This window comes from Paenibacillus sp. J22P59 (genome assembly GCF_059383895.1).
Map to the genome: position 1 here is coordinate 408,662 of NZ_JBXENX010000004.1, position 22,171 is coordinate 430,832.

General features: G+C 46.9%; 17 protein-coding genes, 12 tRNA genes and 1 rRNA gene. 1 reads left to right on the forward strand and 29 read right to left on the reverse strand.

Going from position 1 to position 22,171, the window contains the following annotated elements:
* The first annotated feature begins 29 nt into the window (after nucleotides 1-29).
* Nucleotides 30-251 (forward strand): hypothetical protein, encoded by a 222-nt coding sequence (locus AC50YO_RS09190; protein ID WP_494846355.1) that lies wholly within the window; start codon nucleotides 30-32, stop codon nucleotides 249-251.
* A gap of 321 nt (nucleotides 252-572) precedes the next feature.
* On the opposite strand, the gene AC50YO_RS09195 is transcribed toward AC50YO_RS09190, so the two are convergent.
* The 29 genes from AC50YO_RS09195 to AC50YO_RS09335 form a co-directional block, all read right to left on the reverse strand.
* Nucleotides 573-1,007 carry an imine reductase family protein gene (locus AC50YO_RS09195; protein ID WP_494846359.1) on the reverse strand — a complete coding sequence of 145 codons (435 nt, stop codon included), beginning with the start codon at nucleotides 1,005-1,007 and terminating at the stop codon, nucleotides 573-575.
* An 85-nt stretch (nucleotides 1,008-1,092) separates the two neighbouring features.
* Nucleotides 1,093-1,446 (reverse strand): helix-turn-helix domain-containing protein, encoded by a 354-nt coding sequence (locus AC50YO_RS09200; protein ID WP_494846361.1) that lies wholly within the window; start codon nucleotides 1,444-1,446, stop codon nucleotides 1,093-1,095.
* A 378-nt stretch (nucleotides 1,447-1,824) separates the two neighbouring features.
* Nucleotides 1,825-2,595, reverse strand: coding sequence for a metallophosphoesterase family protein (locus AC50YO_RS09205; protein WP_494846364.1), 771 nt, complete (start codon nucleotides 2,593-2,595; stop codon nucleotides 1,825-1,827).
* A 167-nt stretch (nucleotides 2,596-2,762) separates the two neighbouring features.
* Complete coding sequence (locus AC50YO_RS09210; RefSeq protein WP_494846368.1) at nucleotides 2,763-2,903, reverse strand: hypothetical protein; 141 nt, start codon at nucleotides 2,901-2,903, stop codon at nucleotides 2,763-2,765.
* A gap of 191 nt (nucleotides 2,904-3,094) precedes the next feature.
* On the reverse strand, nucleotides 3,095-4,927 hold the full coding sequence (gene glmS / locus AC50YO_RS09215) for a glutamine--fructose-6-phosphate transaminase (isomerizing) (protein WP_494846372.1): 1,833 nt from the start codon (nucleotides 4,925-4,927) through the stop codon (nucleotides 3,095-3,097).
* Between the two features lie 666 nt (nucleotides 4,928-5,593).
* Nucleotides 5,594-6,934, reverse strand: coding sequence for a phosphoglucosamine mutase (gene glmM, locus AC50YO_RS09220; protein ID WP_494846376.1), 1,341 nt, complete (start codon nucleotides 6,932-6,934; stop codon nucleotides 5,594-5,596).
* Nucleotides 6,935-6,969: 35 nt separating this feature from the next.
* On the reverse strand, nucleotides 6,970-8,406 hold the full coding sequence (locus tag AC50YO_RS09225) for a CdaR family protein (protein ID WP_494846380.1): 1,437 nt from the start codon (nucleotides 8,404-8,406) through the stop codon (nucleotides 6,970-6,972).
* Nucleotides 8,399-9,244, reverse strand: coding sequence for a diadenylate cyclase CdaA (cdaA, locus tag AC50YO_RS09230; RefSeq protein WP_494846383.1), 846 nt, complete (start codon nucleotides 9,242-9,244; stop codon nucleotides 8,399-8,401). The genes AC50YO_RS09225 and cdaA overlap by 8 nt, the downstream gene beginning before the upstream one ends.
* 140 nt (nucleotides 9,245-9,384) lie before the next feature.
* A complete protein-coding gene (locus AC50YO_RS09235; RefSeq protein ID WP_494846387.1) occupies nucleotides 9,385-10,077 on the reverse strand; it encodes a zf-HC2 domain-containing protein in 693 nt (230 codons plus the stop codon).
* Nucleotides 10,078-10,176: 99 nt separating this feature from the next.
* A complete protein-coding gene (gene sigW, locus AC50YO_RS09240; RefSeq protein WP_494846389.1) occupies nucleotides 10,177-10,743 on the reverse strand; it encodes an RNA polymerase sigma factor SigW in 567 nt (188 codons plus the stop codon).
* Nucleotides 10,744-11,080: 337 nt separating this feature from the next.
* Entirely contained in the window at nucleotides 11,081-12,181 is a 1,101-nt protein-coding gene (locus tag AC50YO_RS09245) for a S1C family serine protease (RefSeq protein ID WP_494846393.1), read from the reverse strand.
* Nucleotides 12,182-12,302: 121 nt separating this feature from the next.
* On the reverse strand, nucleotides 12,303-13,364 hold the full coding sequence (locus tag AC50YO_RS09250) for a hypothetical protein (protein WP_494846398.1): 1,062 nt from the start codon (nucleotides 13,362-13,364) through the stop codon (nucleotides 12,303-12,305).
* Nucleotides 13,365-13,506: 142 nt separating this feature from the next.
* Nucleotides 13,507-16,317, reverse strand: a complete 2,811-nt coding sequence (gene ppc / locus AC50YO_RS09255; protein WP_494846401.1) for a phosphoenolpyruvate carboxylase — start codon at nucleotides 16,315-16,317, stop codon at nucleotides 13,507-13,509.
* Between the two features lie 313 nt (nucleotides 16,318-16,630).
* A tRNA-Gly gene (locus tag AC50YO_RS09260) sits at nucleotides 16,631-16,704 on the reverse strand.
* 7 nt (nucleotides 16,705-16,711) lie between these two features.
* A tRNA-Pro gene (locus tag AC50YO_RS09265) sits at nucleotides 16,712-16,788 on the reverse strand.
* Between the two features lie 26 nt (nucleotides 16,789-16,814).
* A tRNA-Arg gene (locus tag AC50YO_RS09270) sits at nucleotides 16,815-16,891 on the reverse strand.
* Between the two features lie 6 nt (nucleotides 16,892-16,897).
* Nucleotides 16,898-16,972 (reverse strand) — tRNA-Gly (locus AC50YO_RS09275).
* A 263-nt stretch (nucleotides 16,973-17,235) separates the two neighbouring features.
* Complete coding sequence (locus tag AC50YO_RS09280) at nucleotides 17,236-18,087, reverse strand: ABC transporter ATP-binding protein (protein WP_494846403.1); 852 nt, start codon at nucleotides 18,085-18,087, stop codon at nucleotides 17,236-17,238.
* A gap of 201 nt (nucleotides 18,088-18,288) precedes the next feature.
* Nucleotides 18,289-19,023: an oxygen-insensitive NADPH nitroreductase gene (nfsA, locus tag AC50YO_RS09285; protein ID WP_494846405.1), complete on the reverse strand. Its 735-nt coding sequence runs from the start codon at nucleotides 19,021-19,023 to the stop codon at nucleotides 18,289-18,291.
* A 171-nt stretch (nucleotides 19,024-19,194) separates the two neighbouring features.
* On the reverse strand, nucleotides 19,195-20,337 hold the full coding sequence (locus tag AC50YO_RS09290; protein ID WP_494846407.1) for a TolB-like translocation protein: 1,143 nt from the start codon (nucleotides 20,335-20,337) through the stop codon (nucleotides 19,195-19,197).
* Nucleotides 20,338-20,544: 207 nt separating this feature from the next.
* Nucleotides 20,545-20,628, reverse strand: a tRNA-Leu gene (locus AC50YO_RS09295).
* Nucleotides 20,629-20,738: 110 nt separating this feature from the next.
* Nucleotides 20,739-20,822 (reverse strand) — tRNA-Leu (locus AC50YO_RS09300).
* A 26-nt stretch (nucleotides 20,823-20,848) separates the two neighbouring features.
* A tRNA-Lys gene (locus AC50YO_RS09305) sits at nucleotides 20,849-20,924 on the reverse strand.
* Nucleotides 20,925-20,933: 9 nt separating this feature from the next.
* Nucleotides 20,934-21,008: transfer RNA gene (locus tag AC50YO_RS09310), tRNA-Gln, on the reverse strand.
* A gap of 9 nt (nucleotides 21,009-21,017) precedes the next feature.
* A tRNA-Val gene (locus tag AC50YO_RS09315) sits at nucleotides 21,018-21,093 on the reverse strand.
* Nucleotides 21,094-21,121: 28 nt separating this feature from the next.
* Nucleotides 21,122-21,196: transfer RNA gene (locus AC50YO_RS09320), tRNA-Glu, on the reverse strand.
* 15 nt (nucleotides 21,197-21,211) lie between these two features.
* Nucleotides 21,212-21,287, reverse strand: a tRNA-Thr gene (locus AC50YO_RS09325).
* Nucleotides 21,288-21,290: 3 nt separating this feature from the next.
* Nucleotides 21,291-21,366 (reverse strand) — tRNA-Asn (locus AC50YO_RS09330).
* Between the two features lie 124 nt (nucleotides 21,367-21,490).
* Nucleotides 21,491-22,171, reverse strand: a 23S ribosomal RNA gene (locus AC50YO_RS09335); the annotation flags it as partial.

The following is a 22,171-nucleotide window of genomic DNA, read 5'->3' on the forward strand; positions in this document are numbered from 1 at the left end:
ATCTAACTTGAAAGGAAGTGAACTGGGTTATGGATATCACGCCACAAGAAGAATCGATGATTAGGGCTTTCCGTGAAACTGGCTTACCTCCTCTATTTGTGCTCATACGAGTCAAAAATGAAATTGCGAATGACATTGGAAATGTGGAAGAGAGCTTAAGAGAAGACATTGTCAAAACATTAGAAAAACATATTATCCCGCTATGGGAAGACTATCATAAGGGGAAGAAGTCGCGAGCTAATGAAACCTGAATTTAGTGGTACTAACCTTCCTCCATGAAGAAAGCATAACCTCCCGTTTTCTCTTTTTTTTCTTATGTTTTCAAAGCGAAGTTAGTTTCTTAGCATTTCCATTATTCTGCCCGTTAGTTGAGCTTGATATTACTCCGCTGTGGAGCTAACGGATAACGATAGCATTCCTGTAGAGCGTTAAATTTCCGCTTTGCAAAAAAACGAGCGCCTCGTTTCATCACCACCGTATGTACGATTCTTTCATTATTTTGGAGTAAGAACCTACATCGGTAAAAAAAAATGCCGCAACATGATGCGGCTTCACCTAAATCAAAAGTTGATTTAACGATTCTTCGAATGAATAAGTATCTCAACAAGACCAGTAAAACCATCGGTACCATGACCATCATTGATTGCCTTTTGAGCAATAGCCCGTGTCGCACTAAATACACTTACATCGATTCCATGAGATTGGGCGGTATGGATAATGTGGTCTATCCCTACTTTTGCAGAGATAATGTTGGATTCATCCCCAGGATAATGTCCAGTATCAACCTCATCTGCAATCAGAGACATAACTTCCGGTACGCCTGGAAATATATTCACCATACGTTGAGCATAGCCTACTATATCCTTTGCTGCTATGTTTTCCGTTTTAGCAACAGCAAGTGCGTGAATATATCCGATCATAGATGTCCAGAACAAGTCAAGCAGAGAAACATCATAAGCGGCAGCTCTTCCAGGATCAGAACCAAGATAATCAGCAGTTCCTCCCAAACTAGCTAGTGTTGTATGATAGGTCTTGAAAGCTTCTTCTGTTCCGCTGTATAAAATAAGTGCAGAAGGATCCCTAGGCTTGGAATCATAATCGCCCCATCAAGGTAGTCGATCCCGTGCTCTGTTTTGCTCGTGCTAGAAACGCCATTTGCGTGCATCCCGCCCATGTCTTGAATTCATGGTTAAGATGGGCTTGATCATGATAGCCAAGACTGGAAGCTGTCTCAGCAAAAGAGAACGTTGGCTCCTGAATCAATGAGTTAAGTAGTGCTTCAAATCGGAGGATACGTGCAAACATCTTGGGTGATATTCCTATGCGCTGCTTAAATCGTCGCTCAAATTGTCGCAAAGAGAGAACGGATTCGGCGGCAAGTACGCTTATGCGGATATGACCCTGTGTAGTATAAAGCAGTTCTAGTGCTGATTTCAGAAAAATCAAATCGTCAAGAGTCCAGCGTGTTCGCGCAGCATTAAATTGCTGCTACAAAGAGTTTGACTAGCATAAGAACTGCGGCGTATAGTTCCCTCAAATGTGAGGATAAGACGATGCCAGATTTTATCATGCGGGACAGTGAACGATGTTATCTTTTCAGTAAGTAATGACATCTTTGTTCGAGAAACGGTATCAGGTGTTCTCATAGCGCACCTCACTTTCGCTTTAAATACAGGATGTTCTTCACTCATTAAAGTTCTGGTAATTATCTTGCGGGCTAGAGCAGCCTGTCACTGGGCCTAGAGAGAGGGTAAACCAGCAACCATGTTACAAAGTGCACTTCGCCCAAGAAATGAAATTTATCGGCAGGTCTACTGGAAAACCCTAACTATCCTTTTTCCTTCGTTGTTCTGCCAGCTTTTCTATCATATTTATCGCCTGATCTTCTTGCATCGTATTCTGAATATAGTTTTCTATAAATTCTTCTGCCTCTGGATCACCGCTTTTAAGGATTGCTTTTGATGCTTCCTCTGAATCATAAGGAGTATATTTTAATTCGAATCCATTTTCATCTATAAGTGCCCAATATGCACCTGGATTTCCAGTATAAGGCATACCGACACTGCCAGGATTAATAATCTGCTTATCGTCTATTTTCCGGACAAATGGAAGATGTGTATGTCCACAAAAAATAAGAGGTTGCTCTACAGAGTGAAAAAGCGTTCTTACATGTTCATCTGGGGTTAGAGGAGTGAAAATTTCCTCATCACTATGTGGCGTTGCATGGCAAAAGAGAATTTCACCCAATCCATTTGCAGTTAGCACCATCGTTTCGGGTAAACTAGCCAAAAATTGTCGATCAGATGAAGTTAATTGTTTAGCAACCCACTTTTGTTTTTCGATTCCTTTTTTATCTAAAAAAGGAAGTTCCTTGCCTTCTAATACCTCCGCCACTTCGCGATCTCCATTTCCACGAATCATCTGAACGTTACCTGTAAAATTTCTTAGTGTTCTCAAGGTCTGTAGTGGCATAGGTCCTGAAACAATATCTCCTCCAATAAAGAGGATATCAATTTCGATAGATTCTAATTCTTTAAGTACAGCATGAAGAGCTGGGTAATTCCCATGAATATCATATAAAGCTGCTATCTTCATATTTGTTATCCTTTCGTTGAAAAAGATTGAATAAATCCATTTTACCAACAAAGATTCAACTATAATAGAAGTTATTTCAAAAATGCCGAAGACACATAATTATACAAGGGGTCCCGCCAACATTTTTTTGAACTGTTGTGGTAAAAGATGTTGCACTGACAATCCAATCAATGCCCATGACTCACAATTAATATCCTCTTATCGACATGTACTGCAATCTGTTCTTCGAGAAAACTTAGTCCACGTTCTCCTTCTTTAATAAAACGTTCTATTTTAGCTTCTGTGAGCTCACGCTTTCGTTTTGCCATCTCAACCACTCCCGATTACAAAATAAAAAATGAGGCTGCCTGAAGGCAGCCCCAAAGAGGAGTCATGTTGTTTATTCTGGGTGTCGAATCTTAGACTACAGATGAGCTGCTACTTGTAGCAGTATTGTCCGGTTATATGAGTCTAACACTTTATTTTCTTTTGACATCATTTACTAGTCCCACACTCCCCACTACTCCACCGTCACACTCTTCGCCAAGTTCCTCGGCTTATCCACATCATGTCCAAGCGCCAGTGAGGCGTAGTAGGACAGCAATTGCAGCGGTATGACGGACAATGCCGGGGTTAGCAGTGGCAGTGTCTTCGGTATCGCGAATAGCTCATCGACAGATTTCGCGACCTCGACTTCGGTGCCTGTGTTGGCGATGCCAAGCACATGTGCTCCGCGTGCCGTTACTTCCTTGATGTTGCTGAGTGTTTTCTCGTACAGCTCCTCTTGCGTCACCAGGGCGATAACAGGTACACCTTCCTCGATCAACGCCAGTGTACCATGCTTCAGCTCACCAGCCGCATAGGCTTCTGAGTGAATATAGGAGATTTCCTTCAGCTTCAGCGAGCCCTCTTGAGCTACTGCGTAATCGACACCACGCCCAATGAAGAACAAGCTTTTATGATGAGACATGGATTCCGCTACTTGCTTCAATACAGCGGCTTGCTCCAGTATATTCTCCACTTGCTCTGGAAGCTGGTTCAGCGCGCCAATAATCTCCGCCATCTCTGCCTTTGTCTTCGTCTCCAGCGTACCTGCCAGATATAACCCGAACAAATAAAAGGCAATAAGCTGCGATGTATATGCCTTGGTCGAAGCGACCGCAATCTCCGGTCCAGCCCATGTGACCAACACATCATCTGCTTCACGGGAGACTGAGCTGCCCACCACGTTCGTAATAGCCAATACTCGCGCACCATTGCGCTTGGCTTCTCTAAGAGCAGCTAACGTATCCGCTGTCTCACCCGATTGGCTGACGACAATAACCAGTGTATCTGGCGTTATGATTGGCGAACGGTAGCGGTATTCTGAAGCGACATCCGTCTCGACAGGGATGCGTGCCAGCGACTCAATTACTGTCTTACCGACAAGTCCCGCATGAAAGGCCGTACCACAAGCCACAATATGCACCTTGCGAATCGACTTCATATACTCCGCAGTCATTCCTAGCTCCCGCAATTCGACGGATTGCCCATCCTCTGCGATTCGTCCTATCATGGTATCCCTATACGCCTTCGGCTGCTCATAAATCTCCTTCAGCATAAAATGATCAAATCCGGCTTTCTCTGCTGTCACCAGATCCCAATCGACATGGAATATTTCCTTGGAAATAAAATCGCCGTCGGTTGTCATCAATTCGACACCTTCACGTGTCAACAAAGCCATTTCGCCGTCGTCCAAAATATACACGTTGCGAGTATGCTCTAAAATAGCCGGAATATCAGAGCCAATGAAATTCTCTCCTTCTCCGATCCCAATAACAAGCGGGCTTGCGAAGCGAACCGCAACCAATCTTTCCGGCTCATACTCCGTTAATACGCCTAGTGCATAGGCTCCACGCATCCGTTTTACAGCCCGCTGCACAGCTTCGACAATATCGCCTTCATATTCATCCGCTACAAGATGAGAGATTACCTCCGTATCGGTCTCCGACAAGAAGTGATGCCCTTTGGAAATAAGCTCGTCTTTCAGCTCCAAATAGTTTTCAACAATGCCATTATGAACAACGGAAAACTTCGCTGTATTATCGGTATGCGGATGTGAATTGGCATCCGACGGTTTGCCATGTGTTGCCCAGCGGGTATGTCCAATACCTACTGATCCATGCAACGGCTCCTCCCGCAGCTTGCCCTCCAAGACAGCTAATCTCCCCTTGGATTTCGATACCTCTAACCCATTTTTCGTAAATACCGCAATACCGGCAGAGTCATACCCCCGATATTCCAGCTTCTTCAGCCCTTCCAGCAAAATGTCCTGTGAGTCACGTGCTCCAATGTATCCTACAATTCCACACATATCTATATAGACCTCCGTTAACGGTAATTTTTAGCCGTATGACGGATGCCTGCCTCTATGCGCGGCACAGGCGCTATTTGGTTTTCACTATGATCTGTGCAACCCTTCTGCCCCATGCCAACCCCACAGGTGGCATCCTAGACATACAGGGAAAGTTATAAATGCTTCATTTCTTCGTAGCAGCCTGCCGTACGTTTGTAAGAACGGTCGCCCGTTCCTTTTGCGTTGCGGCTTTCGGTTGGACTGCTTGTAACCGGGAGGTCCCCGCCGAACATTCGAACACCTCCACCTCGTCAGCTTCCCGTATGAATACGTTCAAATCACAACATCTCCAATTTGAGTCGCTTCATCACGCAAGCTCTGGCGCTTTGTTACCTAATAACCTCGATCCACGCTTTCCTTCTGGAATAATACTCTCTATCATATTCACTTTCGTCATTTTTCGCAACCCTAGACGTTTCCAGTATTAGAAAAAGCCTTTAGAAGCTAAGATACACATCTGCCGAGCATACTATAGCCCGCGCCAAAAAGCCGACCTCACGGTCGGCTTCCATCAGTAATCATTTATAATTGCATTTAATTAAAATTCAGCAGAAATAAACATCCCTTACAATCTCCTGTGCTCCTAAAAAACCACTAACTGCTAGCTGGTTACCCCACTAACCATTAACCAAGCTGTTGCTTAACAACATCAACAATGCGAGCCACATAGCCCTCGATCTGATCCTTGTCCGGACCTTCCGCCATAACACGGATCAAGGATTCCGTTCCTGATGGACGCACGAGAACACGGCCGTTATCGCCAAGCTCTTGCTCCACCTCTTGTACGACACTGGCAATAGCATCATTGCCTGCATACTTGCTCTTATCCTCAACACGCACGTTAATAAGCACCTGCGGATATTTGCTCATCAGCGTTTTCAATTCGCTTAGCTTACGGCCGGATTCCACAATCGTATCCACTAGCTGCAATGCGGATAGGATGCCATCGCCTGTCGTATTGTAATCTAGGAAAATAATATGGCCCGATTGCTCTCCGCCAAGATTATAGCCGCCGCGGCGCATTTCCTCCATCACATAACGGTCGCCTACCGCTGTCTGAGCTGTCTTGAGGCCGATTCGTTCCGTAGCCTTGAAGAACCCGATATTCGCCATAACTGTAGTTACAACGGTATCCCCATTCAGCTTGCCAGCCCGCTTCCAAGCGTCGCCACAAATACAGAGAAGGTAATCCCCATCGACCTCTTCGCCCTTATCATCAATCGCAATCAACCGATCTGCGTCACCGTCGAAGGATAATCCCAGATCAGCGCCATGTGCCAGTACTTGCTCACGCAAATATTCAGGATGTGTCGAGCCTACACCTGCATTGATGTTACGGCCGTCAGGCTCAGCGCCTACTGTAATAATATCCGCGCCAAGCTGGCGGAACACGATTGGCGCCATTTCATAAGCAGAACCGTTAGCGCAATCCAGAACGATTTTAAGCCCTTTGAATTCGCCTTTAATCGTCGTTTTCAAGTAATCCAAATAACGGAATTTCGCGCCTTCATCATAGGTAACCGTACCAATATCCCCGCCGATAGGGCGTGGCAGTGCATCGACAGCTGCATCGATCAGGCTCTCGATCTCAAGCTCTGTTTCGTCTGTCAGCTTGAAGCCGTCGCCTCCGAAGAACTTAATGCCATTATCCTCAACCGGATTATGTGAAGCAGAGATCATCACCCCTGCATCTGCCTTCAGCTCACGCGTCGTGTAGGCTACTGCTGGCGTAGATACTACACCTAGGCGTACTACACTAGCGCCGATTGACAGCAGGCCGGCAATAAGCGCCGCTTCCAGCATTGGACCGGAAATTCGCGTATCCAAACCGATAACAACGACTGGCTTCTCTACTTTCCCTGCTAGTACAAAGCCGCCGCAGCGACCAATTTTATAAGCCAGCTCGGGCGTCAACTCTCTATTGGCTACGCCTCGTACGCCATCCGTTCCGAAATACTTCCCCATTATTCTCTGACTCCTTTTTATCCCATCATATTTAACTACAATTCCCTGCTATTGTTATTCCCGCTCCCATTGCCCTCTCCATTGCCTGAACCCGTTTCTTCTTCTTCAGGAGTTGGAGTTGGCTTAGGTGTCGGCGTTGGTGTCGGTCTAGGTGTCTCGGTCGGAGGGGCAGTACCCTGCCCGCCAGAAGAAGGCTCTTCACTGCCATCCGGCTCAACGTCGGTTGGCAGTGAGTCATCTGTAATCTCCACCGTAATCACTAACTCTTCTTTCTTCCCTTCATCCAGATCGATGAAGCGAGGCAAGCCTGCTTTCAATTGTACCTGATGCTTACCTGGCGCAAGCCCACTCAGGTCCGCTGTAAGCTCTATATCCTGCGCTGTGATCCCCGCCAGCCTGCTCGGAGCCCCTCTCATGCTAACGCTGACGTAGCCGTTTGTGAGCGTAGGGAAGGCAGCAGATAAACCATCAGCCAGGCCGGTCACAGCAACCTTACGATCAATGGACTTCGTCTCCGAAGGCACAATCGTCACTTCTACATCTATTTCTGAAGGCTCAGCCAGCTTAATACCGCCTACAGCGGCTACTTTAGCTCTTACAATCCCTGATTCCTTCAGCTTGGATATATCTATCGTTACACCTTTATAAGTAGTCAGAGTATCGAGCAAGCTCTGGTCGCCATATACGGCAACCTTATCAATCTCAGCCTTTATCGACGAGATGCTGAAGCCTTTGACTGGCAAGCTTCCAGTAACCTGAACCTCTAGTGGCAGCAGCTTCATCGGAGGTGTTATCGGAACCTCAACTTCAACTGTACCAGGCTCGATTACCGCATGCTCCATAGGCTTGCCTTCTGTATCATAGACAACAATCTTCGCTTTTTTCTCAACAACCTTTTTCTCCGCGCCTTCTACGTTGACGGAGGTGCTAACCGTGCCTACCATAGGCATTTCTTCCTTAGGCAGTGTCACCTTCACCTTCGACAAATTCTTGCCTATTACAGGCGAGCCTGTAATATAGCCATTAGCAGGCGTTCCTTCGACATTCACCGCAAGATCAAATGACCTCGACTCAATCTCCAGCAGCTCCACCGTTACGGTGCGGGGCGACATCTGGACAAGGCTAATCCCCTTGGGCAAATTATAGGTGATTGGAATCACGTGCTCGCCTTCCTTGATCGAGCTGAGATCAACATTGACGACAACGTCCTCATCCTTCATTGCAATAAGGCTGGAGCGCCGTCCTTCCACCAATAAGCTGACAACCGTAGGCTCCAGCTTGGTCAATATATACTTTGATTCATCTAATCCAATGGGAACAACTGTTGCTGCCTCATAGGATTTGGTATCCATATTGGAGGTAACCGTTGCAGGAGGCGCCTCCGGGTCGAAGTGAACGACCGCCCACAGCAGAAGGGCAATAAGGACCGACAAGACTTTCAGCGAGGTCGGATGACTTAGCCACTTATCCATTGCTGCCCCCTCCTTTCCGTTTCCAGAAAGACGAGACGGCTGCCTTTTCCTTGCCGTTATCCTTCTGCTTTGGAGTAAGCTCCTCGAACAGCTTCAGGATAAGGGAGTCGTCTTTGATATCACGTACGATCATACCATTTAATGCAAGAGATACTTGCCCGGTTTCTTCGGACACAATGACGGATATAGCATCACTTACCTCGCTTACCCCGATCGCCGCGCGATGGCGAGTTCCCAGCTCCTTGCTGATGAAGGGGTTCTCGGATAACGGCAAGTAACAGCCCGCCGCCATAATCTGATTGCCCCGAATAATAACAGCCCCGTCATGAAGAGGCGTATTAGGCGTAAAAATATTAATAAGCAGCTCCGACGTAATTTGTGATTCCATATGAATGCCCGACTCAATAAGCTCGTTCACGCCTGTCTCACGTTCAAATACGATGAGCGCACCAATCTTACGATCGGCCATATGCTTAACAGCCTTCATTACCCCATCAATCTGCTCATTCAGCACATCACGGTCGAGCGAGGAGCTCCGCGCGAACAGCTTGCCGCGTCCAAGCTGCTCCAGCACCCGGCGCAGCTCGGGCTGGAAGATAATAAGAACAGAGACAACACCGAAGGTGAACATCTGGTTCATCAGCCATTTGAGTGTATACAGATTGAGCCATGTACTAATTGCCCAGACAGCGATTAGAATCAGGATGCCTTTCAACAACTGGACAGCTCTCGTTCCACGAACGAGCAGAATCATTTTATAGATAATATAACTAACGATACCGACATCAATAATATCCTTCAGCCAGTCGTTCCAATGCAAATCTGCAAAGTAATTCATATATCAACCCCCAAACAAACCCGGACAATAATTTTAAAGGACACAACATCCAACTTTATTATTTTCTATAATTGGCTTTAGAAATCCTTTATTTCAGAAAAAAAATAACTGCCCCCCATTTTACAGGGAGGCAGTTATCGCTACAAAGCCAATCCGCTGAACGTCTGTGTCACTTTGTACCAGAACCAATCTAGCGCTTGATCAATCGTTCGGCTCTGTCCGGCGATATATCCAGTTGAAGCGAGATTCAAAGATCCGTCGATGACAGTTACGTTGCCCTCGACCTCTCCTTTTACATCAGCTTGCCCATTCTCTACAATCAAATTGCCTTTAATATGCACACCCTCTGGCACAGTTACCGTATTGCCATTAATGACAATCTGCTGTAGATCCTCTCCAGATACAATCAACTTGGAGTTCTGTCCCCACGTAGCGGATAAACTCCCTAGCATAACAATCAGGAATAGAGCTGCAGCAGTCAGGCCTGGGTATTTATAGATAAAACTAAACATCCCGCTCCGCTGCTTCTTCAAGGACGGCTTAGGGAACTGATCCATTATTCGTTGGGTCAGGTTATCTGAAGCGGCCTTATCATAATCAGGAACCGATAACACATGATCTCTTGCTGTGAATACCATAGCTTCCGTCTTCTCCAGCTGTTCGAACCGTGCTAGGCAAGCGGGACATGAGCGGAAATGAGTCTGTAGTTGTAGCGCATCTTCACGCGGCAGATCGCCGTCCAAATAATCATGCATTCTTGCATAGGCGACGTTGCATTTCATAGCAGCCAGTCCTTTCTTTCGTTTGCTCGCTCGCGCATAAGCTCTTCTCATCTATAGGATACGTAACGCTTCAAAGGATGTTTCATTTTTTTAAAATAACCAAAGAATAACGTAATTTCCTTCGTCTGGACGATCTCGATAGAGTAGATGCTACAATTTATGCTCTAATTTCTTGCGTAAGAAATCCCGGCCTCTATGCACACGAGTCTTAATTGTCGTTACCGGCATTCCCGTTACATCGCCAATCTCCTGAAGAGACAGCTCCTGAATATATCGCAGCATCATAACCGATTTGTACTTTGGCGGCAGCGATTCAATGGCATCATGAATAATACGCTGGGTCTCCGACAGCAGCATCTCTGATTCAGGGGTCCGGTTATCGCTAGGAATCATCGAATAGCCGTCCAGCCCTTCATGCTCACTGGATTCAGCATCCAAGGAGTAAGTCGGCTTCCGTTTCCTAAGTCTATCTATACATAAATTAGTCGCTATACGATAGATCCATGTAGAGAATTTTAAAGTTTCATCGTAACGCTCCAAATTTTTGTGAACGCGCAGAAAGGCTTCCTGTACGACATCCTCTGCCTCCTGGCGGTTATTCAACATCCGATAGGCCATATGGAACAGCTTATCCTGATAGATTTCTACAAGCTCAGCAAATGCCCGCTGATCGCCTTTCAGTGCCAAGCGCGCGAGGCGGGCCTCCAATACATTCACTAGTACTCCTCCAAACCTTTCGTTTGAACGGATTGTTGCCGCGAGCCATACTCCGCAACTGCAATGCCGCCTATGATAAGCATAATTCCGACCGCGCTACCTCTATGAGATCGGCTCTCCAAGGATGAACTACGCGCTAACGGCCGCTTTAGGCAATTTATTCTATTCCATAAACTTAATAGAAAAATGTTAATCCACCTGAACTAAAAAAGCAAGACAATTGCAAATAAAACACATTTCAATTATAGCTTGTTTCCACTCCTTATAGCAAAAAAGCGAAGAGGCGGTTAATCCGCCTCTTCACTGCTGCGACTACAGCTTTTTCGTCTAATCCCTCTTACATCGTCCCGCCTAATAGGTTTGTGAGGACCTGCTGTATAGTGCCCGTCGGAATAGCAAAGCCGATTCCTTGCGCTTCTGCATTGACCGCTGTGTTAATGCCGATCACTTCGCCTTTTGTATTCAATAGCGGTCCTCCGGAGTTCCCCGGGTTAATCGAGGCATCCGTTTGCAGCAAATGCTCAAACTGATGCTTGCCTGATTCATTCTCGATTGTAATCGGCCGCTCTTTGGCGCTAAGAACACCTACTGTCATCGTATGATCGAATCCATAAGGGTTCCCGATGGCGATAACCCAATCACCGATCGCCGTATCATCGGAATCGCCAATCGCAAGGGTAGGAAATGCCTTGCTCCCCTCAATCTTCAGTACAGCCAAGTCCTGCTCTGGGTCCGTCCCGACCACAGTTGCTGTGAATGGCTCATCATAGCCTTGTACCGTAACCTTTACCTCTGCTGCATCTGCAACAACATGCTGATTCGTAAGAATATAACCTGAGGATTTGAATATAAAGCCTGTGCCTGATCCGGTTAGCTGCAGCTCGGAGCGTTGCTGCTGGCTATTATCTGTTCCTTGTCCCTGTGTCCCCGGCATCTGCTGTCCGAAGAACTGCCAATAGTCATTGCCTCTGCTCATAGACTGCTGCGGCTGGGCATAATTCTCGATCTTTACAACAGCCGGTGATGCCTCCGCATATATGCTGGCAATATCAGACTCTAGCGAGACGGACGCTGTCGTAAGTCCCGCAGCCTGTCCAGCTGCAGTACCTGCTGGTGTCGCCATTGTATCACTTTGTCCACCTGTGAATAGATTCATCTGGTCTGCGGAGTACATGAAGCCGCCGATCACGACAGCTCCTGCCAAGAAAGCCGCGAACATCGTTCGGAGTGACGTCCGTTTTTTATTCCGTCCCGATGCCCCTCTGCCGCCAGCACTCCCATTGCCGTTCATGCCGCTCTGTCCTTCAAACTTCGCCAATTGCTTCTCATAGGCTGCTTCCAGCTCACCATGTGCAAGGCTGGATGTATAAGTATAATGAGATACAGGTGTTTCGCTGCCATCTTGCTTCCTGTCTATGTCCCTGAATTCGTTGTTCATATTCGTTCCTCCTTCGACTTAGCTTTAAACAGCATCGTCGTTGTTTGTTTGCCCTATGTCTACATCATGAAGGATGGACCTTAAAGCAAACTTAAGAGGATTTTAAAGGAACATAAAAACCTTATGGACATTCCACAGCAGCAGGAAGCTCATTTGTCATTACCGATTTCAACTGTTGAACGAATAATTCAGGGGTATCCATAGCCAGATAGATGTACCTAACCTTGCGCCTCCAAAACAACAATCCCTCAACCTGAGCCTCCCGCTTCAGCTCAATTCTAACGTTGCAAGTCCCCAGCACCGGCAGAGCAGATTGTTGCTGTTCCTTCGGGCTTAGCTCATACTTGCTTGACCAGCTTACGTCAGCAATGTTGTTATAAGCTACATCTGCTTGAATTCGCAGACCATAGCGCAGGCGCAGCCTTTGCTTATCTACTGTAATTGGATTCAATACCGAAGCTCTCGTATCTGCCCACAGATAAGACAGCAGCCATAGCTCTGATATCGTCACGATCCATGCTGCTAGATGAGACCATTGTGCCAAGAGCAGGTGAACGACCACTGCTTCCAACAGCAAAATTTTCGTAGCGAACGCCATCATAAGAATCTGATTCGACTCTTTGTGATACGTGAAGACAGGCCCGGCGGCTGACCGCTTATCGTCCCGCTTCCAGGAAAAGAATAAATAATAGACCATACTAGCCTCATTAGCGATTACGGAAGCCAGCTTGCCCTGTCCTGCAATCTCTATCACCGAACGCCTTATCGCCTCGGCCTTGTCTGTCTCCTGTTGTGCAAGCTTCTTGAAGCGCCTTATCGTTAAGAGAATAAGCCTTGCCTCATAAATAATAAAGGCTGCCTCTGCCGATACAATCAGCATTTTCAATGGCCCTTTGGTATTCCATAGCATATCTTTCAACGATGAAGGCAGCACAATCCAAGCTATCAGAGCGCCTAGCATCGGCAATGGCAGCACGGCTGTCCATTTGCGGTCCGATCTTCTAACGACAAGAAGCCAGTACAGGAATGGAATAACGAGCATGAAGTCAAATAGAAGCGCATACCCGATCATCTCTCGTTGTTGAGCCTGGGCCAAATACGCCGCTATGCTGTCCACGCCAACAATAAGCAATACAAGACCAACAAACCAATAGATAGCCTTATTTTTCGCCATAGGGGTCATGTGCTTTCCCTCCACTATACATTCATAGCTCCAGTATACATCTTCCCTATGGTGTGCAATCACTCAAATTATGGATATGTCATCACAAAAAAAGCCAGACAAAGTGAATGAATCACCTTGTCTGGCTTATAGCCTTTATCTGTTAGCCTGTATTCCTCAGACCTGCTGCAATGCCGTTAATCGTTAACAGCACTTCACGCAGCAGCTCCTGATCATCCGCATCATCATTCGTACGAAGCTCTCTCAGCTCTGTCAGCAATTGCACTTGCATGTAGCTGAGCGGATCCACATACGGATTGCGCAGACGAATGGATTCTTGAATAACTGGAACATTATCAAGAATTTCTTCTTGGCCCGTAATGACCAGGATCAAATCGGAGGTCAGCTTGTACTCTTCCTCGATTTGCTTGAAGATGCGGTCACGGATCGCCTGATCGCTGATCATGCCCGCGTACTCCTTGGCAATAACCAGATCGGCTTTGGCAAGCGCCATTTGAAGATTATCAATGAGCGAGCGGAAGAACGGGAATTGCTCGTACATCGTCTTCAATGTATCCATGCGCTGCTCGTCATCACCAACATATTGCTGGAGTGCCGTACCTGCCGCGTACCAAGCAGGCAGCAAATAACGGCTCTGTGTCCATGCGAATACCCATGGGATAGCACGCAGATCCTCAAAGCGATCACTATTCTTCCGTTTCGATGGACGGGAGCCGATATTCAGCTCGCCAACCTCTGGAAGCGGCGTAGATTCCTTGAAGTAAGTCATGAAGTCTGGATCACGGAAGATCAGATCTTGATACTTCGTAAGCGAAGACTCCGAAATCGTGCGGGAAATTTCTTCCCATTCTGCTGTCAGGGCTTCTTCACGCGGCTCTGGATATTTCGCCAGGCGAGCCGCTGTAATCAGCGCCCAAGTTGCCTGCTCCAAGCTGCGGTAAGCAATACCTTGCATGGAATAACGCGAGGACAGCACTTCACCTTGCTCTGTAATCTTGATGCCGCCGCCAACTGTATGAGGAGGTTGAGCCAAGATGCTGCGGTTTAGTGGCATACCGCCGCGTCCGAGTGCTCCGCCGCGTCCATGGAAGAACTTCAGCTTCACATCATATTCACTTGCAGTTGCTGTAATTTCATTAAGAGCTACGCGCAGCTCCCAGTTAGCGGCTACAGCTCCGCCATCTTTATTGCTGTCCGAGTAGCCCAGCATAATCTCATGCAGGTTGCCTCTAGCTGCAACCGCTGCACGGTATATAGGCATCTCGAATAGTTGCTTCATAATGCCCGGAGCAGCATGCAGATCGTCGATAGTCTCGAACAAAGGCGCAGCTTGCAGCGTACAATGTACAGTGCCATCTGAATCCTTGCGGAACAGGCCGACTTCCTTGGCAAATACCATAACCTCAAGAAGGTCGCTTGCCGCTTCTGTCATACTAATCAGATAAGTAGAAATACAGTTAGGGCCGAACTCTTCCTGCGCACGGTATACCGCAGCATAGACATCCAGACATTCACGAGTCGATTCCGTATAAGCCAAGTGGCTCGACGTCAAAGGACGCGGATCATTGAGCAAACGGTTCAATAGCTCAATTTTCTCTTCTTCGGACAATGCCGCGTAATCCGCAACAATGTTCATTTTCGCTAGGATCTCGCTCATCGCATTCTGATGCTCTTGGCTGTGCTGGCGAATATCCAGCGTTAGCAAATGGAAGCCGAACAGCTCTACCTGACGAACTAGCTTGCCAATCTGTGTGTCGGCAACGTAATCCGCATAATGATGGCGAAGGCTGCGGTCGATAATGCTCAGATCGTGCAGCAGTTCTTCTGGCTTGTTGTATCTCATTGGCGAGCCTTTGAGAGACTCATCGCGAGTATTCGCCAGCTTCTCCAGCATGAAGCCAAGCTTGATGCGGTATGGCTCTTTCGTATTGCGCCAGAGATCCACACACTTCAATTCTACATGCTCGCGGTCCGAGCGAATGGATTCAATAAGCTCTTCCGTTACTTCAACAATGTTCGTGCTGAAGCTGAGCTGCTCCATTAACTCATTAAGCTTCTCTTCGTATTTCTTAAGAGCCAGTTGACGATTGAGCGTCAAAGTCTCCCACGTAATCTTAGCCGTTACGGATGGATTCCCGTCGCGGTCACCGCCAATCCATGAACCGAATCGCAGATAACTAGGCACATGCCAGTTCTCTTCTGGATAATATTTCTCCAGATTGCGCTCCAGCTCCTCGTACACTTCTGGAAGCACCTCAAACAACGTCTCGTCAAAAAAGTACAAGCCGTTGCGCACTTCATCAATAACAGTCGGTTTGCGATCACGAAGCTCATCCGTCTGCCACAGAATGAGCACTTCATTCAGCAGCTTCTCGCGAAGCTTCTCCCGCTCCCGGTGTGTCAATGTAGGATTATCCAGTTCCATAACATCTTCAGCAATCCGTTTATGAATATCAAGAACAGCACGACGAGTCGCTTCCGTTGGGTGAGCCGTCATAACAAGCTCCAAGGAAATGCCGTTCAAAATTTGCTGTACATCCTCAACAGCGATATTGCGATCCTTCAAGTCAAGAATAGCACTCTCGATTGAGCCCCGTTGAACAGCTTCCCCAGCAGAACGCTCATAATCACGTTTGCGGCGAATACGGTGGTTTTGCTCCGCAATATTAACCAATTGAAAATAAATAGCAAAAGCACGAATAACCTGATGACGTATCTCAGGATTCAAGGAAGATATCGTCGATTTGAATTCATCAAACAGCTCAGGAATAAATTCTGCGCGCAGCGCTTTACTTGTTTCACGGATACGCTCTACCATATCCAGCAGCTCACGGCCGCCTTGATGCACAAGCACATCCCCAAGTATGTTTCCTAGAAAACGGACATCTCTGCGCAACAGGTTGTTTGCCTGCGAACGATGTGCCGATAACGTTGATGTTGCTTGATCTGACATACTGATCCCCCTGTACTGCGTCGTCTTAGACGCGATTTAAACTTTATTCATCATACTACAAAATGCCGCAAGGTTGAAGCCCTCTTCAGCTTATTCCCAGTTAAAGGGTCTTACGGAGCAGGACCCGCCATAATTGTGCCGCTCTAAGTTGTTATCTCTCTTAATACCCACACAGCAAAGCCTCCAATCCACCCGGCTAGTGAATTGGAGGCTAAATATCTGCTGCAACAAAATCTGTCCCAGCTCACAATAAGCTGATCCATAAATAACAACAAAAAAAGCCCTGATAATCAGGACTTTGTCATTTAAATACTGGAGCGGGTGATGGGAATCGAACCCACGCTATTAGCTTGGAAGGCTAAAGTTCTACCATTGAACTACACCCGCGTGTAAGTGGTCGGGACGACACGATTTGAACATGCGACCCCCTGGTCCCAAACCAGGTGCTCTACCAAGCTGAGCTACGTCCCGACAATTGATTTAATTATTGGTGGAAATGGCGCGCCCTAAGAGATTCGAACTCCTGACCTTTTGATTCGTAGTCAAACGCTCTATCCAGCTGAGCTAAGGGCGCATCTTATGGAGCGGAAGACGGGAATCGAACCCGCGACCCTCGCCTTGGCAAGGCGATGCTCTACCGCTGAGCCACTTCCGCATGTAATTATCTTTTGTCGTTTCTCAACCGCTTGATCGTGGCGACAAGTAATAATATATCACCTTCAGAAATGAAATGCAACTGTTTTTCGAAAAAAGTTTTATTTTTTTTGAAAAACCTTTATTCCTGCTATTCCAGCCCTTATAACTGCCTGAGAATCGGTACCTCAATCTCCTCCTCTAAGCCCAGGAAGGAATGGGTTGAGCTTGCTGCTATATCAACATACTGCTGCTGCCCAACCCTGCTTTTTTCACAATGAAACCTTAAGCGCCAGCTGCCTTCAAAATCCGTTCTGGCTCCTGCACCTGCACAACCTTCTCTATCACATGCTCTCCAGCCAAAGCATAAGGCAAGCATAACGGGACGCCCGTGCGAGGATCTGGAACGACATCCGCTTCAATGTTGAATACCTCTCGCAATATCTCCGGTGTCATTACTTCCGCAGGAGTACCTTCGCCTGCAACCGTTCCTTGCTTAATCGCAATCATATGATGCGCGTACCGCGAGGCATGATTCAAATCATGAACGACCATCACGATCGTACGAGCATTTGCTTTATTCAGCTTTTGCAAAAGCTGCAGCACTTCCAGCTGATGAGCCATGTCGAGGAATGTCGTAGGCTCGTCAAGGAATAGAATATCTGTCTCCTGGGCTAGAGCCATTGCGATCCATGCACGCTGTCTCTGTCCACCAGACAATTGATCTACAGGACGATCGGTGAATTCACTCATCCCCGTTGCTTCGACAGCCCACTCTATAATCTCCCGGTCCTTCTTCGTCATGGAGCCGAAGCCCTTCTGGTATGGGAAGCGCCCATAAGAGACCAACTCGGACACTGTCAGGCCATCGGGAGCAGTTGGATTCTGTGGGAGAATAGCAAGTTGCTTCGCTACTTCCTTAGTCGATTGTTTATGTATCGCTCTGCCATCGAGCAATACGCTGCCTGCCGCAGGATTCATAAGTCTTGCCATCGTCTTTAGAATCGTCGACTTGCCTGATCCATTAGAACCGACGAGCGCAGTTATTTTCCCCTGAGGTATTGCAATATTTAGATTTTCAACAATGAGTCGATCATCATAGCCAATGTTGAGATTCGAAGTTGCTAGACGAATCATTGGACGCTCCTTCCGATACTCGCCGCTTGGGACAAGCATCTATCATTCTATTATAAATGTTCAGTCATTTGTGTTTAAAATCATTTCAATGATAATCGTTCTCAAATACAATGTCAATAGCTTCCTCCTTAATTAATCGCAAACAAAAAAGCAAGACGGCTGCCTATACAGCAACAGCGCCTTGCTTTATCCTTATTTCAATTACTCAAATTTAAATCCTTGGCCTTGCAAAAACTCTCTCATATGAAGCCGCGGCTGTGTCGTTTTATCAGCCATTGCTTTTGACCACGAGGTATTTGATTTCCCTGCTGTGCGTTCTTTCATGTACTCGCTCATCGTCTCGTCATATGCGGATATACCTGCCTCCACAGCTTCCTTATCATAACGGTCTACGGAATAGATCGAACTCCTCGGTAAGCGTGGACGACACAGCACCTCCTGATCGGGAACTCCGATACACATACCGAATACAGGATAGACATGTGCGGGAAGAGCAAGCAGCTCTGTTACCTCCTTAGGGTTATTGCGGATACCCCCTATATAGACAATACCAAGCCCTAGTGATTCGGCAGCTACAGCAGCATTTTGAGCGGCCAGTGCCACATCAACAGTAGCAATTATGAAATTCTCAGCCGAGCTAGGAAGCTTGCCTTCCTGATGGCGGGCTACCGCGTGCTCATAGCGATGCAGATCTGCACACCACACTAGAAAAACCGGGCTATGCTCCACATAGCTCTGATTGCCAGCCAAAGCGGCTAGACGCTGTCTCAGCTCTATATTCTTGACCCCTATGACACTATATGCCTGCATGTTGCTTGATGAAGAAGCATGCTGGGCTGCATCCAGAATGGAGCTCAATTGCTCCTCCGTTATAGCCTCGTCCTTAAATTTGCGGATCGACCGATGCTTTAGCATTAATTCTATTGTTTCATTCATAATGAAGTGATCACTCCTTAATTAGCTAGTACCATACTGCTTCTATAACTGTCTCTATTCCCACGCTATAGGCTTAGTCTACGGCTCAACCTCTATACCCATTAGAGGCCCTTCATCTAGCTTATCCTAATAAATACCCTGATAACAGCTTTTTGATTATGCTTCTATCAATCACTTCTTCACATGATATTGCCAGGTTTCCAATTTCCCCTCCCTCGTTTCCGAAGGAAGCAACACCGTATTGCGATCCAACCAGCTTAATTCCTTGGGGGAGTAAAAGCTTTTGCCGTCCGGCAGAGGCTCTGACCAGTATCTGTTGTTCTTACTATCAAAAACTTGAAGCTTCTCATTCAATTGATTATCCTTATTAAGGCCAGTAAGGTTCAAACGTACAACAAAAGCAAATCGCTCCCCAGTAGGGTCCCAAGAACCGCCTGTATTATAATAAAAATGATTTTCTACAGAATGATCTCTAGACTCTCCCGTAGCTAGATTTAGAATAGAAGGATTGGAACGTAATGAATCATCCCCAATAGCTCTATTATAGACTAGATATTTGCCATTAGGAGATAATGCTGCATGAATAGGTGAGCCGGATATATGATCGAATCGCTTGATAACTTCATCATTCAAACTAAACATAATGAAAGAATGGCTATCTTCTAGGCTAAGGACAATCTTATTCTTATAGGTTCCAACAATAGACATTGAACCATACTTGGATGAGTCTAAAATCCTATGATCGTTCGTCCCATCCTCACCGATCAACCATAGGCTAGATCTCCAATCTATGGTATCAATATTTGAAAGGTAGACAATCCCCTTATCCATCCAATGCGGATCACCTGCAATAAGGTCGGTTGCTTGCAAGTCACCCTTATCTTTTCTTACTTTTAACCTTTTAGCCTTTGCATCAAAATAGCCATAAAAGTTAAAAACACTATTTCCTTGCTCGTCCTCTATTATGAAGCCTGATCCATCCCTATCTTGATTCAGGAACTTACCGTCTTTATATTTGCCAATGAGTAACTTTCCATCCGGCTTTAGCGTTTGAATGAGTAGCCCTTTGTATGAACCGGTGTGTACATTTTTGATTGGCTCGTTCTCTGATTGTGAAGGGCTATTCCATGAATCCCCCTGTATAACTGATACCTCAGACGTATGAACCGCTGTAAAAAGCCCATCCTCGTATTTAATCCAACGCTCTGACTTCCCAGATAAATATGTATTAGCTAGCATGATAGAGGCACTCACTGTAAAAGCTGCACCGATGACAATTAGAATAACGATTATTCTACTCCTGAAGAAACGCAATCAGATGCACTCCTTTGATTATCTTCCAATCTTATCTGCGCTCGGATTATACCACACCCATCATAAAATGTAATTAATTAGAAAGTTGTGGATTTTTAAAGATTGCTAGCGAGCATGCAAAAAAGCCCTTCCTAGGTCAGGAGGGCTGAAGTACATTGGTTTTTAAACAGCAAAAAACCCTTGTACGCCAAGGGTCTTTTCATAATATGGTGCGCGTGAAGGGACTTGAACCCCCACGTCGTGAAACGCCAGATCCTAAGTCTGGTGCGTCTGCCATTCCGCCACACGCGCATGGATGAAGCCTGTAACAATAAAACTGGTGAGTCATATAAGACTCGATCTGACTTACTCAGTCATAAACCAGAAAAAAACTTGTTGAACAAGGTTTTTTCAAAAAAATATGGTGCGCGTGAAGGGACTTGAACCCCCACGTCGTGAAACGCCAGATCCTAAGTCTGGTGCGTCTGCCATTCCGCCACACGCGCATAGATAAAGCTTGTAATAATAAAACTGGTGAGCCATGAAGGACTCGAACCTTCGACACCCTGATTAAAAGTCAGGTGCTCTACCAACTGAGCTAATGGCTCTTAATAAAATGGCTGGGGATTCAGGGATCGAACCTGAGAATGACGGAGTCAAAGTCCGTTGCCTTACCGCTTGGCTAATCCCCAACGTCTTAGTGGTGGACGCTGACGGGATCGAACCGCCGACCCTCTGCTTGTAAGGCAGATGCTCTCCCAGCTGAGCTAAGCGTCCGCATGCGTCCTTTTTAAAAAGGTAATTATGGTGACCCGTAGGGGATTCGAACCCCTGTTACCTCCGTGAAAGGGAGGTGTCTTAACCCCTTGACCAACGGGCCATATGTAGAATCAGCTGGAGCTCTCAACCGGGATCGAACCGGTGACCTCATCCTTACCATGGATGCACTCTACCTACTGAGCTATGAGAGCATATGGCTCCCCGAACAGGACTCGAACCTGTGACAACTCGATTAACAGTCGAGTGCTCTACCAACTGAGCTATCAGGGAATATTTCAGCTATAAAGATGTCATGGTTGAAGATCAACCAACTTACACCTTCAAAACTGGATGCGAAAGAATATGAAGTCCTTTAAGCTTCGATGTGTTGGTCTACTCTACGAGTAAACCATAGTAGGATAAGCCCTCGACCGATTAGTATTCGTCAGCTGCACGCATTGCTGCGCTTCCACCCCGAACCTATCAACCTCGTCGTCTTCAAGGGGTCTTACTAAATTGGGAAATCTCATCTTGAGGGGGGCTTCACGCTTAGATGCTTTCAGCGCTTATCCCGTCCGTACTTGGCTACCCAGCGGTGCTCCTGGCGGAACAACTGGTACACCAGCGGTACGTCCATCCCGGTCCTCTCGTACTAAGGACAGCTCCTCTCAAATTTCCTGCGCCCACGACAGATAGGGACCGAACTGTCTCACGACGTTCTGAACCCAGCTCGCGTACCGCTTTAATGGGCGAACAGCCCAACCCTTGGGACCTACTTCAGCCCCAGGATGCGATGAGCCGACATCGAGGTGCCAAACCTCCCCGTCGATGTGGACTCTTGGGGGAGATAAGCCTGTTATCCCCAGGGTAGCTTTTATCCGTTGAGCGATGGCCCTTCCATTCGGTACCACCGGATCACTAAGCCCGACTTTCGTCCCTGCTCGACTTGTAGGTCTCGCAGTCAAGCTCCCTTATGCCTTTGCACTCTCCGAATGATTTCCAACCATTCTGAGGGAACCTTTGGGCGCCTCCGTTACATTTTAGGAGGCGACCGCCCCAGTCAAACTGTCCACCTGACACGGTCCCCGAACCGGAT